Raw genomic sequence first — 15064 nt, 5'->3', positions numbered from 1 at the left:
CTAACGATCTTCGTATGCGTCTGTGTCGGATCTGTGACAAATGTCCCGGCCGTCGCCCGGCCGTCGCCCGGGCAGGCGGACCTCGATCCGGCAGCCGCGCGGCGACTCGGCGACCGCGATCCGCCCGCCGTGCAGGTCCACCGCCCAGCGGGCGATGGCCAGGCCCAGACCGGTGCCGCCGTCCGCGCCCGGTCCGGCGGCGGTCGCGGTGCCGCTGCGGCTGAACCGCTCGAAGACCCGGGTGCGGTCGGCCAGGGGGATGCCCGGGCCCTCGTCCTGGACCTCCAGCAGCAGGGCGCCGTTCTCGCCGTCGGGCCGCGCGCGCACCGTCACGGTCCCGCCGGGCGGGGAGTGCTTGCAGGCGTTGTCGACCAGGTTGGCGACCACCTGGTGCAGCCGCTCCGGGTCCGCGACGCCGGTCAGGCCGGCCGGGCTGACCTCCAGGGCCAGCCGGACGTCCCCGCGTCGGGAGAAGGCCCCGCCGGCCGTCGCGCCGTCCACGGTGACCCCGCGCAGCACGCCGTCCAGGAACTCGCGCACCTCGAAGGGGCGCGCGTCCAGGTCGACCACGCCGTCGTCGATCTTGGAGAGGTCGAGCAGGTGGGTGACCAGGCGGCCGAGCCGCTCGGTCTGCTCCAGAGCCGCACCCAGGGTCGCCGGATTGGGCTGGACGACACCGTCGACCACGTTCTCCAGGACGGCGCGCAGCGCGGCGATCGGCGTGCGCAGCTCGTGCGAGACGTTGGCGACCAGCTCGCGCCGGTGCTGGTCGGCGGCCTCCAGGTCGGCGGCCATCCCGTTGAAGGCGGCCGCGAGTTCGCCGATCTCGTCGCGCGAGTTCACCTCGACCCGGCGGCTGTAGTCGCCGGAGGCCATCGCGCGGGCGGCGTCCGTCATCTCGCGCAGCGGGGCGGTCAGCCCGTGCGCGAGGAACTGCATGAAGAGCAGCGAGGCGATCATGGAGAAGACCATGATGATCCGGATCTGGGTCTCGGACCGGATCGCCACGACCACCATCCCGGTGGCCAGGAACACGGAGACGATCACCAGCAGGGCGAGCTTGCCCTTGATCGAGCGGACCGGGTCGAGCGGCCGGATGTCGGCCCAGACCCGGTGGGCGGCACGGACGGCCAGCGGCTGCGGCCGCGCGCCGTCGGATTCCCCGTTGCGTTGCTGTGGAAAGGTCATTGGTTCCCTGTGGTCCCCGCGTGTGTCCCCCGCGTGGTGGCCAGGCGTCGTCCGGACACGGGCCCCCCGGCGGCCCGTCGTCCGGGGTCGGCCTAGGAGAGCGGGGCTTCCAGGGCGTACCCGACGCCGTGCACGGTGCGGATCCAGCTGGCGCCGATCTTCCGGCGCAGCGCCTTGACGTGGCTGTCCACCGTGCGGGTGCCGGACGCGTCCGTCCAGTCCCAGACCTCGGCCAGCAACTGCTCGCGGGTGAGCACCGCGCGCGGCTGGGCGGCCAGGCAGGCGAGCAGGTCGAACTCGGTCGGCGTCAGGTGGACGTCGCCCGAGGCCAGCCGGACCCGGCGCTGCACGTGGTCGATCTCCAGCTCGCCGAAGCGCAGGCTGCCGAGCGCGGGCGTGCGGGCGGCCTGCTGGGCGCGCTCGACGCGGCGCAGCAGCACGTTGACCCGGGCGGCCAGTTCGCGCATCGAGAACGGCTTCGTCATGTAGTCGTCCGCGCCGACGCCGAGGCCGACCAGCAGGTCCGTCTCGTCGTCGCGCGCGGTCAGCATCAGCACCGGCACCGGGCGCTGCGCCTGGATCCGGCGGCACACCTCCAGGCCGTCGAAGCCGGGCAGCATGATGTCGAGGACGACGAGGTCCGGCTGCCAGGTGTGGAAGCCGTCGACCGCGCCGGGGCCGTCGTGGGCCACGGCGACCTTGAAGCCCTCCGCGCCCAGTCGGGCCGCGATCGACTCGGCGATCGTCGGCTCGTCCTCCACCACCAGCACTCTGCGTTGGCTGCTCACCGTGCCGCCGGTGTTGACGTTGTCCTGCTGAATTTCTGTCACGGTCACGCCACCGCCCCCAGGGCTGCGGGCCGGCCACCTGTGGGGATGGCGGGGCTCCGCTCGTAGTCTTGTTCCGTCGTGGACTGTGCCGGGTCCGCCGTCCCGTCGCGCGATCGGGAGGCGAGGACGGATTCGTCGGCCGCCCACTTCTCCCGCGCACTTCGCAGCGTACGGACAACGGATGCTTTCCGGCAGGTGGACCGGACGTTTCCGGCCCGTGGGCCGGCTGTTCGGGCCGCCCGCTGACCCACTGCACGAGTGGGCACGGGCCGATACCTTACCCGGCGAATTTTCACTGCGTAACGGTACGTATGCAGTCGAGTTGACGCCAAGTCGCCGGTCAGAGGCCCTACTGACGCGTCAATCGAAACAAGGTCTGGACCAATGTCGGGAATCCGGCACTCCGCCGAGGCGGCGGTCTTCACGGGCTTTTCCCAGCTGCCTCCCAGAACCTCGACGTACCGTGGCCACGACAACACCCGTCCGGGCGGAACCCGCGGTGCGTGCCGGTACGTTGGGCACGGGGAGTGAGCCGGCGGCTACGGGTGCGGAGCGGAGGCGGCATGGCGGGTCTGCGGCGGGACGCCGACGGCTGCGCGCCCGCGGGAGCGCCGTACGGGATGCTCCGGCACGGGCTGCGCACCGGCGTCGTGCGGTGGCTGCTGGAACGCGTGCCGACACCCCGGCGCAACCCCTTCACCCTCGGGTACCTCGCCGTCGTGGGAGCCACCACGACCTTCGCCGGGCTCGCGGACCCGGAACTCGTGCAGCGCCTGCAGGAGGCCTCCAGCTCGGACGGTCACAACCTGCTCCAGCATCCCGTCCGGGCCCTCGTCCTGAGCGGGTTCTGGGTGGCCGGCGAGGTGTGGATGCCGTACCTGTGGGGATTCGCCTTCACCCTCGCGCCGCTGGAGCGCAAGGTCGGGCCGGCCCGGGCGGCGGCGGTCTTCGCGGCCGGGCACGTCGCGGCCACGCTGCTCTCCCAGGGCGTGGTGATCCTCGCGGTGGAGACCGGGCGGATGGCGCCCGAGGCGATGGACCACCTGGACATCGGGGTCAGCTACGGCGTGCTCGCCTGCCTGGGCGCGGTGGCCGGGCTGCTCTCCTGGCCCGGGCGGCTGCTCGCGCTGGGCGGCGCCGGGCTGATGATCGCCGAGCAGATCGCCTCCGACAAGGACGTGGTCACCGCGGTGGGGCACCCGGCGGCGGTGCTCACCGGGGTGGCGCTCTGGCGCTGGCTGCGGCGCATCGAACGGCGCCCGCCCCGGTCCCGCACCGCGACGGTCGGCGCCGCGCCCGCGCGCGGCGGGGCGCGCGTGCGGACCGCGCGCTGAGGCTCGCGCGCCGAGGTTCGCGCCGAGGTCGGCGCACCGGCATTCACGTGCGGGCATTCACGCGCTGACGTTCACGCGCTGATGTATACGCGCTGATGTTCACGTGCAGCCATTCACGCGCTGCCGTTCACGTGCCGACGTTCGCGTGCTGACGTTCATGCGCCGGGGTTCGGGGGGCTGGGCTCCCTCGGCACGTCCAGGAATTCCCCAGATTCGACGGACGCTTCCCAGGTGCGCTTTTGACGGCCCGCCCGCGGCCCGCCCGCGCCGCCTTCCCGGCCGGATCGTGTTCGCTCACGGCGAACTGAACCCCGGGAACATCCGGCCCCCGCCAAGCCTTAGTCAGGTCGACTCAAGTTCACTGACTGGGGAGAGATCATGGCATCGACGTCCACACCGCTCACCCTGCCCGTGCTGCCGCTCGACGACGAGGTCGTCCTGCCGGGCATGGTGGTCCCGCTGGACCTGAAGGACACCGAGGTGCGCGCCGCCGTCGAGGCCGCCCGCGCCGCGGCCGCCGGCGGCGGCAAGCCGCAGGTCCTTCTGGTCCCGCGGGTGGACGGCTCGTACGCGGCGGCCGGCACGCTGGCGGCCGTGGAGCAGGTCGGCCGGCTGGCCGACGGCCCGAACACCGCCGGCCAGCCGGTCGCGCTGGTGCGCGCCGTGCGCCGGCTCCGGATCGGCGTCGGCACCACCGGCCCCGGCGCCGCCCTCTGGGTGGAGACCACCCCGTTCCGGGAGTCCTCCGTGGGCACCCCGGTGGCCGGCCGGGCCGCCGAGCTGGTCAAGGAGTACAAGGCGCTGTCCACCCAGTGGCTGCGCAAGCGCGGCGCCTGGCAGATCGTGGACCGGGTCGCCCAGATCGAGGGCGTCGGCGAGCTCGCCGACAACATCGGCTACGCGCCCTTCGCCACCGCCGAGCAGAAGCTCAAGGTGCTCCTGGAGGCCGACCAGGTCGCCCGCCTGGAGTACGCGCTGACCCTGCTGCGCGACCACCTCGCCGAGGAGGAGGTCAACGACACCATCCGCAAGGACGTCGAGGAGGGCGTGGCCAAGCAGCAGAAGGAGTTCCTGCTCCGCCGCCAGCTGGAGGCCGTCCGCAAGGAGCTGGCCGAGCTGAACGGCGAACCGGCCGACGAGGAGGGCGACTACCGCGCCCGGGTCGAGGCCGCCGACCTCCCGGCGAACGTCCGCGAGGCCGCGCTCAAGGAGGTCGACAAGCTGGAGCGCGCCTCCGACCAGTCGCCCGAGGGCTCCTGGATCCGCACCTGGCTGGACACCGTCCTGGAGCTGCCCTGGAACGAGCGCACCGAGGACGCCTACGACATCGCCGGCGCCCGCGCGGTGCTGGACGCCGACCACGCCGGCCTGGCCGACGTGAAGGAGCGCATCGTCGAGTACCTGGCCGTCCGCAAGCGCCGGGCCGACCAGGGGCTCGGGCTGGTCGGCGGCCGTCGGGGCGGCGCGGTGCTGGCCCTGGTCGGGCCTCCCGGGGTCGGAAAGACCTCGCTCGGCGAGTCGGTGGCCCGCGCCATGGGCCGCACGTTCGTCCGGGTCGCGCTCGGCGGCGTCCGGGACGAGGCCGAGATCCGCGGCCACCGGCGCACCTACGTCGGCGCGCTGCCCGGCCGGCTGGTGCGGGCGATCAAGGAGGCCGGCTCCATGAACCCGGTCGTCCTGCTCGACGAGATCGACAAGGTCGGCTCCGACTACCGGGGGGACCCGGCCGCCGCCCTGCTGGAGGTGCTGGACCCGGCGCAGAACCACACCTTCCGGGACCACTACCTGGAGGTCGAGCTCGACCTCTCCGACGTCGTCTTCCTCGCCACCGCCAACGTGCTGGAGGCCATCCCCGAGCCGCTGCTCGACCGGATGGAGCTGGTCCGGCTGGACGGCTACACCGAGGACGAGAAGGTCGTCATCGCCCGCGACCACCTGCTCCCGCGCCAGCTGGAGAAGGCCGGCCTCGGCGGCGAGCAGGTCAGCGTCGACGAGACGGCGCTGCGCCGCCTCGCCGGGGAGTACACCCGCGAGGCGGGCGTCCGGAACCTGGAGCGCTCGATCGCCCGGGTGCTGCGCAAGATCGCCGCGCAGGCCGAGCTGGGCGAGCGCGAGCTGCCGGCCGCGGTCGGCGCGGAGGACCTGCGCGCCCTGATCGGCAGGCCGCACCACGTGCCGGAGTCCGCCCAGGAGCCGGCCGAACGCCGCACCGCCGTCCCCGGCGTGGCCACCGGCCTCGCGGTGACCGGTGCCGGCGGCGACGTCCTCTACATCGAGGCCTCGCTGGCCGACGCCGAGACCGGCGGCACCGGGCTGACCCTCACCGGGCAGCTGGGCGACGTGATGAAGGAGTCCGCGCACATCGCGCTCTCCTTCCTGCGCTCGCGCGGCGCCGAGCTGGAACTGCCGGTCACCTCGCTGCGCGACCGCGGCGTGCACCTGCACGTCCCGGCCGGGGCCGTCCCCAAGGACGGGCCGAGCGCCGGCATCACCATGACCACGGCACTCGCCTCGCTGCTCTCCGGCCGCAAGGTGCGCACCGACGTGGCGATGACCGGCGAGGTGTCGCTGACCGGGCGGGTGCTGCCGATCGGCGGGGTGAAGCAGAAGCTGCTCGCCGCCGACCGGGCCGGGGTCACCACGGTGATCATCCCCAAGCGCAACGAGGCCGACCTGGACGACGTCCCGGCCGAGGTGCTGGAGCGGCTCACCGTCCACCCGGTGTCGGACGTCCGCGAGGTGCTGAAGCTGGCGCTGGAGCCGGCCGAGGTACTGGTGGCGGCCGCCTGATCCGCGGTTTCCGGTTCCAGGGGCCGACGGCATCTCCGCGTGCGAGACTGCGGAGATGCCGTCCCCCACGCAGCGCGCCCTGGCCCGGGTGCCGGACCGGCTGCGCCCCTTCCTGGTGCGCCACCGCCGGCTGGTGAAGTTCCTGCTGGTCGGGGGCACCTGCTTCGTGCTCACCATGGTGATCAACCTGGAGCTCAAGTTCACCGTGCTGCAGCACAAGCCGGTGGTCGCGCTGACCGTCGCGACCGTGATCGCCACCGTCGTCTCGTACGTGCTGAACCGCCGCTGGGCCTTCCGGGCCGGCGGCCGCCAGCGCGAGGCCCTGCTGTTCTTCCTGGTCAGCGCGGTGGCGATCGGCGTCAACGACGTGCCGCTGGCGATCTCGCGGTACGTGCTGGACCTGCGGGAGCCGTTCGTCAGCTCCTTCACCCAGGAGGTCGCGGACTTCCTCAGCGGCATGGTGGTCGGCACCTTCATCGCGATGCTGTTCCGCTTCTGGGCGATGCAGCGGTGGGTCTTCACCCGGCTCGCCGACCGTCCCGCGGCCGGACCCGGCCTGGTCGGGACGGTGTCCCCGGAACCCGGTTACGCTGCACCCGAGATGCCACGGGATGTGTCGTAGGGGGCGAGGTGAGCCTGATGCACGAACCGGACGGTGTCCGGACCGGGCCCGCCAGCCAGCAGGGCATGCGCCGGGCCAACCTGGCGCTGGTGCTCGGGGTGATCGCGCGCGGCCCGCGCTCCCGCGCCGAGGTGGCCGCCGAGACCGGACTGACCAGGGCCGCGGTCTCCTCGCTCGCCGAACAGCTGATCGCCGCCGGCCTGGTGGTCGAGGCGGGCCCCGCCGCGCCCAGCGGCAAGGTCGGCCGCCCCGGCACCGCGCTCGGACTCAACCCGCTCGGCCCCGGCGGACTCGGCGCCGAGATCGGCGTCCGCCACCTGGGCGCCTGCGTGGTCGACCTGCGCGGCGAGGTCCGCGCCTCGCGGCGCCGGGAGATCTCCAACCGCGGCCGGGAGCCCGCCGCCGTCATGGCCGACCTCGCGCAGCTGCTGCGCGCGGTCGTCGCCGAGGCGGGCCTGCGCCCGGCCGGACTCACCCTGGCCGTGCCCGGACTGGTCGGCGACTCCGGCGCGGTGCTGCAGCACGCCGCCAACCTGGGCTGGCAGGACGTCCCGGTGGCCGCCGAACTGCGCGCGGCCCTGCGACCGGCCGCGGACGGCCTGGCCGAGCTGCCGGTCGAGGCCGACAACGAGGCCAACCTCGGCGGGCTGGCCGAGCGCTGGCTGGGCGACGGCCCGGAGGACTTCCTCTACGTCTCCGCCGAGGCCGGGGTAGGCGCCGCGATCGTGGTCGGCGGGCGGCTGCTGCGCGGCGCGCGCGGCCACGCGGGCGAGTTCGGCCACGTACCGGTCCGCCCCGACGGACCCCGCTGCGCCTGCGGGGCGCACGGCTGCCTGGAGCAGTACGCGGGCGAGGCGGCGGTGCTGGCGGCGGCCGGCCTGTCCGGCGCCCGGGGCGACTGGGTGACGCTGCTCGCCGAGCGGGCCGCGGCCGGCGAGCGGGCGGCCCGGGCGGCCCTGGCCGGCGCCGGGTCGGCGCTCGGCATCGCGGCCGCCGGCGCGGTGAACCTGCTGGACCCGGCCGAGGTCGTCCTGGGCGGCGGCTACGCCCGGCTGGCGCCCTGGCTGCTCCCCGCCATGCGCACCGAGCTGGCCGCCCGGGTCACCGTCCGGCCGTGGGCCGAGGACCGGCTGACCGTCTCCCGGCTGGGCCGCCGCGGCCCGCTGTCGGGTGCGGCGGTGAGCGTCGTGCGCGCCATCGTCGCCGACCCGGGGATGCTCTCGGTCGGCTGACCCTCCGTACGGCCCGCCCGCCCGGAACGGGCTGCCCCGCCCGGAACGCGCCGGAACGCGCCGGAACGGACCGAGCCGGCGCCGGAACGGGCCGAGCCCCCGGCCGGTGGGGCCGGGGGCTCGGTGCTGCCGGGGAGCGGGGAGGATCAGGCCTCGACGCTGACGGGCTCGCGCTCGGGCTGCTCGGCACGGGGGCCGCGCAGGACGGCCAGGAAGGCGATGCCGATGCCGACCAGGGCCCAGATCACCAGGACCAGGACCGGCATCCCCAGGTTGGTCGAGTCGAAGTAGGCGATCGACTTGGTGACGCTGGTGCCGGCGCCGTTCGGGATCACCGAACCGATGGCCCGCCAGAACGGCGGCATCATCGGCGCCGGGTAGACCCCGCCCGCGCTCGGGTTGCCCAGGACGACGAAGACCAGCACCGCGATGCCGATGCCGATGATCCCGAACAGGCACTGCAGCGCCATGGTGAACGCGCCGACCGAGAAGACCACCAGGGCGCCGACGGCGGACAGGGCGAGGATCGAGCCGGGCAGGGCGTCCAGCACCGGTCCGGCGATGATCGTGCCGCCGATGCCGGCCGCGACCGAGTAGAGCGCCAGGACGCCCAGGCGGATCAGCAGGCGGTGGGCGTTGGCCGGCTTGGAGCCCGCGCTGATGCCGAGGATCGAGGCGACCAGGTAGCCGCCGACGCACCAGCCGATCACCAGGTAGAAGGAGGACAGGCCGTTGGTGTCGCCCTTGGCGAGCGGCACGACGTCCTGGACCTTGACCGTACGGCCCTGGGTCTGGTCGATCGCGGTGGTGATGCTCTCGGCGGCCTTGGCGGCGGACGGGCCGCGGGCGCCGCCGACCAGCAGGGTGTCCTCGGTGCCGGTCGGGTTCACGACCCACGCGGCGTAGATCTTCTGGTCCTTGATCTGCGCGGTCGCGGTCTCGGCGTCCGGCGCGGTGACGGCCTTGACGGCGTCGTTCGGGACCGCCTCCAGTGCGCCGACCAGCTTGGGCGTGACCTGCGGCGGGGCGACCACCGCGATGGAGAGGTTGTGCGGGGCGGGCTTGTGCAGCGCCCCGATGTAGGAGGTGATGAAGCCGAGCTGGAGGAGCAGCACTCCGATCACGAGCAGTGCCGCGCGCGGTGTGACCGCGCTCTTCAGTTCGGCGACGAAACCCTGCCCAGGGGCTGCCATCGACATCTCCTTGCGTAACGGAGGAAAACGGATCTTCAGAGCCGATACTTCATACCATGAAGTAGTTGGCTCGTGGCACCTCCCGCGCGCGGGGCTGGCCGGTGCCACTGGGCGATACTGACGCGGTGAGCGACGAGGAAGCCCTGGTGGCGGTGGAGCGAGAGGTCGCGCTGATGTTCCGGCGGGGCCGGGCCAGAGTGGCGGAACTCTCACGCCGGGTGCACCCCGGACTGGAGGGCATGGCGTACAGCATGCTCGGCTACATCGAGCAGGCCGGGCGGGTCCGGGTGACCGACGTCGGCGTGCACTTCGCAGTGGGCAAGGCGACGGTGAGCCGGCAGATCCGGGCCCTGGAGGAGCTCGGGCTGGTGGCCCGGGAGGCCGACCTGCTGGACCGCCGGGCCGCGCTGGTGTCGCTGACCGAGGACGGGCGGCGGCGCTACCTGGCCGCCCGGGACGTCCGGATGCGACGGGTGCGCGAGGTGATGGGCGGCTGGTCGCCGGACGACGTGGTCCGCTTCGCGGATCTGCTGCGCCGCTTCAACGACGTCCTGGGGGAGCCGTCGGCCGAGTGACCGGGGCCCGCGGGCAGGTGTGACCGGGGCCCGCGCACGGGTGTGACCGGGGCCCGCGGGCAGGTGGGGCCGGGGCCCGTGGTGCGGGCCTTTACCCGCCCTTGAAGAAAGTTGCCTAATTCAACCATCTCCTCTTATGGTTGCTTAAGGCAACGAACTTTCATGATGCGCGTATCCCGCACGCCTGCGCCGAAGGACCCAGATGACCGTGACCACCGAGGCGGTGAGCGGCAGTGCCGCCGCCGTCGACGACCGACAGATGACCCACCGGCAGGTGATGGAGGCGCTCTCCGGCCTGCTGCTCGGCCTCTTCGTGGCCGTGCTCTCCTCGACCGTCGTCTCCAACGCCCTGCCGCACATCCTGGCCGACCTGCACGGCGGCCAGTCCGCCTACACCTGGGTGATCACCGCGGCCCTGCTCACCCTCACCGCCTCCACCCCGATCTGGGGCAAGCTCTCCGACCTCGCCAGCAAGAAGCTGCTGCTGCAGATCGCCCTGCTGATCTACATCGCGACCTCCGCCCTGGCCGGCCTCTCGCAGAACACCGGTGAGCTGATCGCCTGCCGCGCGCTGCAGGGCATCGGCGCCGGCGGTGTCGTCGCACTGGGCCAGATCTGCCTGGCCGCGATGGTCCCGCCGCGCGAGCGCGGCCGGTACAGCGGCTACTTCGGCGCGGTCTTCGCGCTGGCCACCATCGGCGGCCCGCTGATCGGCGGCGTCATCGTGGACACCTCCTGGCTGGGCTGGCGCTGGTGCTTCTACGTCGGCATCCCGTTCGCGCTGGCCGCGATCGTGGTCGTCCAGCGGACCCTCAAGCTGCCGGTGGTCAAGCGCAAGGCGAAGATCGACTACCTGGGCGCGCTGGTCATCACCGCCGCGGTCAGCCTGCTGATGATCTGGATCACGCTGGCCGGCAAGAACTACGCGTGGCTGTCCTGGCAGACCGCGGCCATGGTCGGCGGCGGCCTGGTGCTGGGCGCGCTGGCCGTCGTGGTCGAGCGCCGCGCCGCCGAGCCGATCATCCCGCCGGACCTCTTCAGGTACCGCACCGTCACCCTGGCCGCCCTCGCCAGCGTGCTGGTCGGCGTCGGGATGTACGGCGCGACCACCTTCCTCAGCCAGTACTTCCAGCTGGCCCGCGCCAAGTCCCCGACCACGGCCGGCCTGATGACCCTGCCGATGATCCTCGGCCTGGCCGTCTCCTCGGCCGTCGCCGGCCGGCTGATCACCAAGTACGGCAAGTGGAAGGCCTACCTCGTCGCCGGCACCGCGCTGCTCGCGGTCGGCTTCGCCCTGCTCGGCACCGCCCGGGCCGACACGGACTACGGGCTGCTCTCCCTCTACATGGCGATCACCGGCATCGGTCTCGGCCTGACCAGCCAGAACCTGGTGCTCGCGGTGCAGAACACGGTGCCCCGGCACGAGCTCGGCGCGGCCAGCTCGGTGGTCACCTTCTTCCGCACCATGGGCGGCGCGATGGGCGTCTCCGCGCTCGGCGCGCTGATGACGAACAAGGTCGGCCACTACCTGGCGGAGAACCTGGCCGCCGCGCACGTCCCGGCCGGGCACGCGGCGGCCGGCGGCGGCATCCCGGACCTGCACAGGCTGCCCGCCCCGATCGTCCCGCTGGTGACGGACGCCTTCGGCCACGGCGTCGGCACCGTCTTCCTGTGGGCCGCGCCCTCCGCGGCGCTGGCCTTCGTCACCGTGCTGTTCATCCGGGAGACGGCGCTGAAGACCACCCAGGAGAACTGACCGCCCAGGAGGGCTGATCGGCCGGGAGGACCGGACCGCCGGGAGGACCGGCCGGACGTCGGGATACGCGAAGGGGCCGGGGAGTGCAGTGCGCACTCCCCGGCCCCTTCGCGTCGGCCCCGCCGGTCGCTAGTGACCGGCGATCAGCGACAGGCCGTAGCCGACGGCCGCGGCGCAGACCGCGAAGCAGGCGTACGCGCCGGCCAGGGCCAGCTTGCCGCCGCCGGAAGCCGGGGCGCTGCCGCCCTCGCGGGCGGCGCTCAGCGCGGCCTCGCGGCGGGACAGCGCCAGGATGCCGAGCGCGAAGACGGCGACGACGGCGACGGTGATGCCGAAGCTGAAGCCGGCGGTCTGGGCCAGGGCGTTCCACTTGATGTGCATGGTGAGTGCTCCTCAGCCGGCGGCGCTCAGGCCGCGACCGTGGTCGAGGCGGGGGTGGGGACGTTCGAGGTGGCCGCGGTCGGTGCGACCTCGACCGGGGTGACGTCGTTGACGTTGTCCGCGCCGACCGGCTGGCGGCGGGAGATCAGCCACATCGCGCCCGAACCGGCCACCAGCGCGGCGCCGACCAGGACGATGCCCCAGGTGCCCTGCTCGGCCAGCAGGGCCGCGCCGCCGGAGACCACGGCGGCGGCCGGGAGGGTCAGGCCCCAGGTGTAGACCATGCGGCGGACCAGGCTCCAGCGCAGCTCGCCCTTCGGGCCGCCGAGGCCGGCACCCATGATGCCGCCGGAGCAGACCTGGGTGGTGGAGAGGCCGAAGCCCATGTGCGAGGAGGTCAGGATGACGGTCGCGGCGGCCGACTCGGAGGCGAAGCCCTGCGGCGGCCGGATGTCGGCCAGGCCCTTGCCCATCGAGCGGATGATCCGCCAGCCGCCCATGTAGGTGCCGAGCGCGATCGCGGCACCCGCGGAGACGATCACCCAGGTGGGGGGCAGCGCGCCGTGCGGCAGGGCGCCGACCGAGACCAGGGTCAGGGTGATGATGCCCATCGTCTTCTGGGCGTCGTTGGTGCCGTGCGCGAGCGAGATCAGCGAGGACGAGAAGATCTGGCCGGTCTTGAAGCCCTTCTCGGTGGCCGCGTGGTCGCCCTTGCGGGTGATCGCGTAGGCCAGCTTCGTGGCGCCCCAGGAGGCCAGGCCGGCGACGAGCGGGGAGGCCACCGCCGGGATGATGATCTTGGTGACGACGGTGTCGAAGTTGACGCCGTTCATGCCGACGCCGACGATCGTGGCGCCGATCAGGCCGCCGTACAGTGCGTGCGAGGAGCTGGACGGCAGGCCGCGCAGCCAGGTCAGCAGGTTCCAGAGGATCGCTCCGGCCAGTGCGGCGAAGATGATCTCGGGGTGGATCCCGGCCTTCTCGTTGACGATGCCGCCGGAGATGGTGGTGGCGACCTTCACGGACAGGAACGCGCCCGCGAAGTTGAGGACGGCCGCGATGGTGACCGCGACCTTCGGGCGGAGGGCTCCGGTCGCGATCGCGGTGGCGGCCGCGTTGGCGGTGTCGTGGAACCCGTTGGTGAAGTCGAAGGCGAGCGCCGTGATGATCACAACGGCCACCAGGAACGAGATGTGTTCCATACCCAAACAATCGTCGTAGTTGTCGCACGGACGTTGATGACGTCGCGACCGTAGGTCGGCTGGGTAAACGGAAGGTGAACTGGACCCCGAATCGTGGTTCCGATGGTTGCCTCGGGGTGACTTTGAGCTTTCGTTAGGGTGGCCCAGGGGGTGCTGAACTGGACATTAGCGAAGATCGCCCCGGTTCATTCCGGTTTGGTGAGAGCTGTCTCACAGATCAATCGAGAATTAACCTCCCGGTCCGCGTGCGCCCTGTTTCCGGCGAGTAACCCGTGGGAGGATCTGCGGGATCCGGGAGACCGGGACAGGGCACGGGCGGGGAGGACCAACCCATGGGCGGGGCTGCACAGCGAACGGAGACGTCAGGAGTGCGTCCCTGGGTACGGGCGGCCCTGCGCTGCGGAGCCGTCCTCGCGGCCGCCGCACTCGCCCTGCCGGTCGCCGCCGGCGCCGCCTGGGCGGCGCCCGACCCGGGAGCCGGCGCGGTCGTCACCGGCTCCGACCCGCTCGCCGCCGCCAAGGCCACCCTCGGGCCGCTGCTCGACCAGCTGCACACGCTCTACCAGAGCGCCGAGGCCGCCACCGAGCAGTACAACGGCACGGTGGCCAAGATCGCCGAGCAGCAGGCCTCCCTCACCGACCTGCAGGGCAGGCTGGAGCGCCAGCAGAAGCAGGTCGACACCGGCACCGACATAGCCGCGCAGCTCGCCGCCGCGCAGTACCGCAACGGCGCCGCCTCCGCGTACGCCGAACTGCTGCTCTCCAAGGACCCGTACGAGGCGGTCGTCATCGCCGAGCTGCTCGCTTCGGCCAGCCGCTCGCAGTCGGAGTTCCTGGACCGGCTGAAGAGCGACCGGGACGCGCTCGACGGGCTGAAGAAGCAGAACGAGGAGGCCCTGAAGACCTCCCAGGGGCTGGTCGCCCAGCAGGAGGCCGCCAAGGCCAAGGTGGCCGCCGACCTCACCTCGGTCGAGCAGGTGGTCTCCTCGCTGACGGGCGCGCAGCGGGCCGAGCTGGAGCAGCTGGAGAAGGCGAAGGCGGACGAGGCGCAGCTCGCGTTCCTCGCCTCCGGAGCGCTCGGCAAGGGCGAGCGCACGCCCTCGCAGCAGGGGCGCGGGGCCGTGGCCTTCGCGCTGGCGCAGGTCGGCAAGCCGTACCTGTGGGGCGGCATCGGACCGGACTCCTACGACTGCTCCGGGCTCACCTCGCAGGCCTGGCTGCACGCCGGCAAGGCGATCCCGCGCACCAGCCAGGAGCAGTGGGCGCAGCTGCCGCACGTGGCGCTGAACCAGCTGCGGCCCGGTGACCTGGTCATCTACTTCCAGGACGCCTCGCACGTCGGGATGTACATCGGCGGCGGGCTGATCGTGCAGGCCCCGCGACCGGGGGCGTTCATCAAGGTGTCGCCGATCGGATCGATGCCGATCCTCGGGGCCGTCCGGCCGGACCCGTCCGCCGGGGCCGACGACGCGGGCGGTGCCTGGAAGGTGCCCGACCTGCCGGCCGGCTGGGACTCCGTGACGCCGATCGCGCCGAGCCCGACCAAGCCGACGCCGCCGGCCACCGGCGGCCCGACGACTCCGCCGGTCACCACCCCGGGCCAGCCCACCGGCACGCCGACCGCGCCGACCACCCCGACCGAGCCGCCGACCACGCCGGGCGGGACCGGCACCCCGACCGACCCGGGGACGCCGTCGGGCACCGGCACGCCGGCACCGACCCAGACCCCGACCGGCACCCCGACCGGTCCCGGTACGCCGACCGGCACCCCGACCACGCCCGCCCCTACTGGCACGGGAACCCCGACGGGGACCCCGGCCGGCACCCCGAGCCGGACGGGCTCGGCCACGGCGACGCTGCCGCTGGGCACGCCGACCCACTGACCCTCGGGCCCGACGCGAAAGGCCGCCCCACGTCCTCGGACGTCGGGCGGCCTTCGCGTTCGCGGAGCGGGGCCGGGC

Annotated in this window: 12 protein-coding genes; 7 read left to right on the top strand and 5 right to left on the bottom strand. The window is 73.2% G+C overall.

The annotated features are described in order from the left end of the window. Together ABT048_RS21060 and ABT048_RS21055 are read right to left on the bottom strand one after the other, a co-directional pair. Window positions 1–1188: a sensor histidine kinase gene (locus tag ABT048_RS21060; protein WP_350522954.1), complete on the bottom strand. Its 1188-nt coding sequence runs from the start codon at window positions 1186–1188 to the stop codon at window positions 1–3. A gap of 92 nt (window positions 1189–1280) precedes the next feature. Continuing rightward, the gene (locus ABT048_RS21055) at window positions 1281–2018 is read right to left on the bottom strand and encodes a response regulator transcription factor (RefSeq protein ID WP_350522953.1); all 738 of its coding nucleotides are present in this window, start codon (window positions 2016–2018) and stop codon (window positions 1281–1283) included. Between the two features lie 563 nt (window positions 2019–2581). Between ABT048_RS21055 and ABT048_RS21050 the strand changes: the two genes are divergently transcribed. The 4 genes from ABT048_RS21050 to ABT048_RS21035 all read left to right on the top strand — a co-directional run bounded on the left by ABT048_RS21050 (window position 2582) and on the right by ABT048_RS21035 (window position 7996). Continuing rightward, window positions 2582–3352, top strand: coding sequence for a rhomboid-like protein (locus ABT048_RS21050; RefSeq protein WP_350522952.1), 771 nt, complete (start codon window positions 2582–2584; stop codon window positions 3350–3352). Window positions 3353–3730: 378 nt separating this feature from the next. Beyond that, entirely contained in the window at window positions 3731–6142 is a 2412-nt protein-coding gene (lon, locus tag ABT048_RS21045; RefSeq protein ID WP_350522951.1) for an endopeptidase La, read from the top strand. A gap of 55 nt (window positions 6143–6197) precedes the next feature. Then, on the top strand, window positions 6198–6764 hold the full coding sequence (locus ABT048_RS21040) for a GtrA family protein (protein WP_350522950.1): 567 nt from the start codon (window positions 6198–6200) through the stop codon (window positions 6762–6764). Window positions 6765–6781: 17 nt separating this feature from the next. Continuing rightward, a complete protein-coding gene (locus tag ABT048_RS21035) occupies window positions 6782–7996 on the top strand; it encodes an ROK family transcriptional regulator (protein ID WP_350522949.1) in 1215 nt (404 codons plus the stop codon). Between the two features lie 146 nt (window positions 7997–8142). On the opposite strand, the gene ABT048_RS21030 is transcribed toward ABT048_RS21035, so the two are convergent. Beyond that, window positions 8143–9189, bottom strand: a complete 1047-nt coding sequence (locus ABT048_RS21030) for an ABC transporter permease (RefSeq protein WP_350522948.1) — start codon at window positions 9187–9189, stop codon at window positions 8143–8145. A 125-nt stretch (window positions 9190–9314) separates the two neighbouring features. Here ABT048_RS21030 and ABT048_RS21025 point away from each other — a divergent pair, with 125 nt between their 5' ends. Then, entirely contained in the window at window positions 9315–9764 is a 450-nt protein-coding gene (locus tag ABT048_RS21025; RefSeq protein WP_350522947.1) for a MarR family winged helix-turn-helix transcriptional regulator, read from the top strand. A gap of 259 nt (window positions 9765–10023) precedes the next feature. After that, window positions 10024–11520, top strand: coding sequence for an MDR family MFS transporter (locus ABT048_RS21020; RefSeq protein WP_502894049.1), 1497 nt, complete (start codon window positions 10024–10026; stop codon window positions 11518–11520). Window positions 11521–11649: 129 nt separating this feature from the next. Here ABT048_RS21020 and ABT048_RS21015 read toward each other — a convergent pair whose 3' ends face one another. Beyond that, the gene (locus ABT048_RS21015) at window positions 11650–11901 is read right to left on the bottom strand and encodes a hypothetical protein (RefSeq protein WP_350522945.1); all 252 of its coding nucleotides are present in this window, start codon (window positions 11899–11901) and stop codon (window positions 11650–11652) included. A 26-nt stretch (window positions 11902–11927) separates the two neighbouring features. Continuing rightward, window positions 11928–13103, bottom strand: a complete 1176-nt coding sequence (locus ABT048_RS21010) for an inorganic phosphate transporter (RefSeq protein ID WP_350522944.1) — start codon at window positions 13101–13103, stop codon at window positions 11928–11930. A 368-nt stretch (window positions 13104–13471) separates the two neighbouring features. On the opposite strand from ABT048_RS21010, the gene ABT048_RS21005 reads away from it, so the two are divergent. After that, window positions 13472–14986, top strand: coding sequence for a C40 family peptidase (locus tag ABT048_RS21005; RefSeq protein WP_350522943.1), 1515 nt, complete (start codon window positions 13472–13474; stop codon window positions 14984–14986). Window positions 14987–15064 lie beyond the last annotated feature (78 nt).

This window comes from Kitasatospora sp. NPDC096140 (assembly GCF_040303045.1).
Taxonomy (GTDB): domain Bacteria; phylum Actinomycetota; class Actinomycetes; order Streptomycetales; family Streptomycetaceae; genus Kitasatospora.
This window is presented reverse-complemented; position numbering and strand designations above follow the sequence as displayed.

Bases quoted from the DNA above. Each gene is read 5' to 3' on its own strand.
- ABT048_RS21010 (WP_350522944.1), bottom strand. From the start codon at position 13,103: ATGGAACACATCTCGTTCCTGGTGGCCGTTGTGATCATCACGGCGCTC.
- ABT048_RS21060 (WP_350522954.1), bottom strand. From the start codon at position 1,188: ATGACCTTTCCACAGCAACGCAACGGGGAATCCGACGGCGCGCGGCCG.
- ABT048_RS21020 (WP_502894049.1), top strand. From the start codon at position 10,024: ATGACCCACCGGCAGGTGATGGAGGCGCTCTCCGGCCTGCTGCTCGGC.
- lon (WP_350522951.1), top strand. From the start codon at position 3,731: ATGGCATCGACGTCCACACCGCTCACCCTGCCCGTGCTGCCGCTCGAC.
- ABT048_RS21040 (WP_350522950.1), top strand. From the start codon at position 6,198: ATGCCGTCCCCCACGCAGCGCGCCCTGGCCCGGGTGCCGGACCGGCTG.
- ABT048_RS21050 (WP_350522952.1), top strand. From the start codon at position 2,582: ATGGCGGGTCTGCGGCGGGACGCCGACGGCTGCGCGCCCGCGGGAGCG.
- ABT048_RS21015 (WP_350522945.1), bottom strand. From the start codon at position 11,901: ATGCACATCAAGTGGAACGCCCTGGCCCAGACCGCCGGCTTCAGCTTC.
- ABT048_RS21030 (WP_350522948.1), bottom strand. From the start codon at position 9,189: ATGGCAGCCCCTGGGCAGGGTTTCGTCGCCGAACTGAAGAGCGCGGTC.
- ABT048_RS21035 (WP_350522949.1), top strand. From the start codon at position 6,782: ATGCACGAACCGGACGGTGTCCGGACCGGGCCCGCCAGCCAGCAGGGC.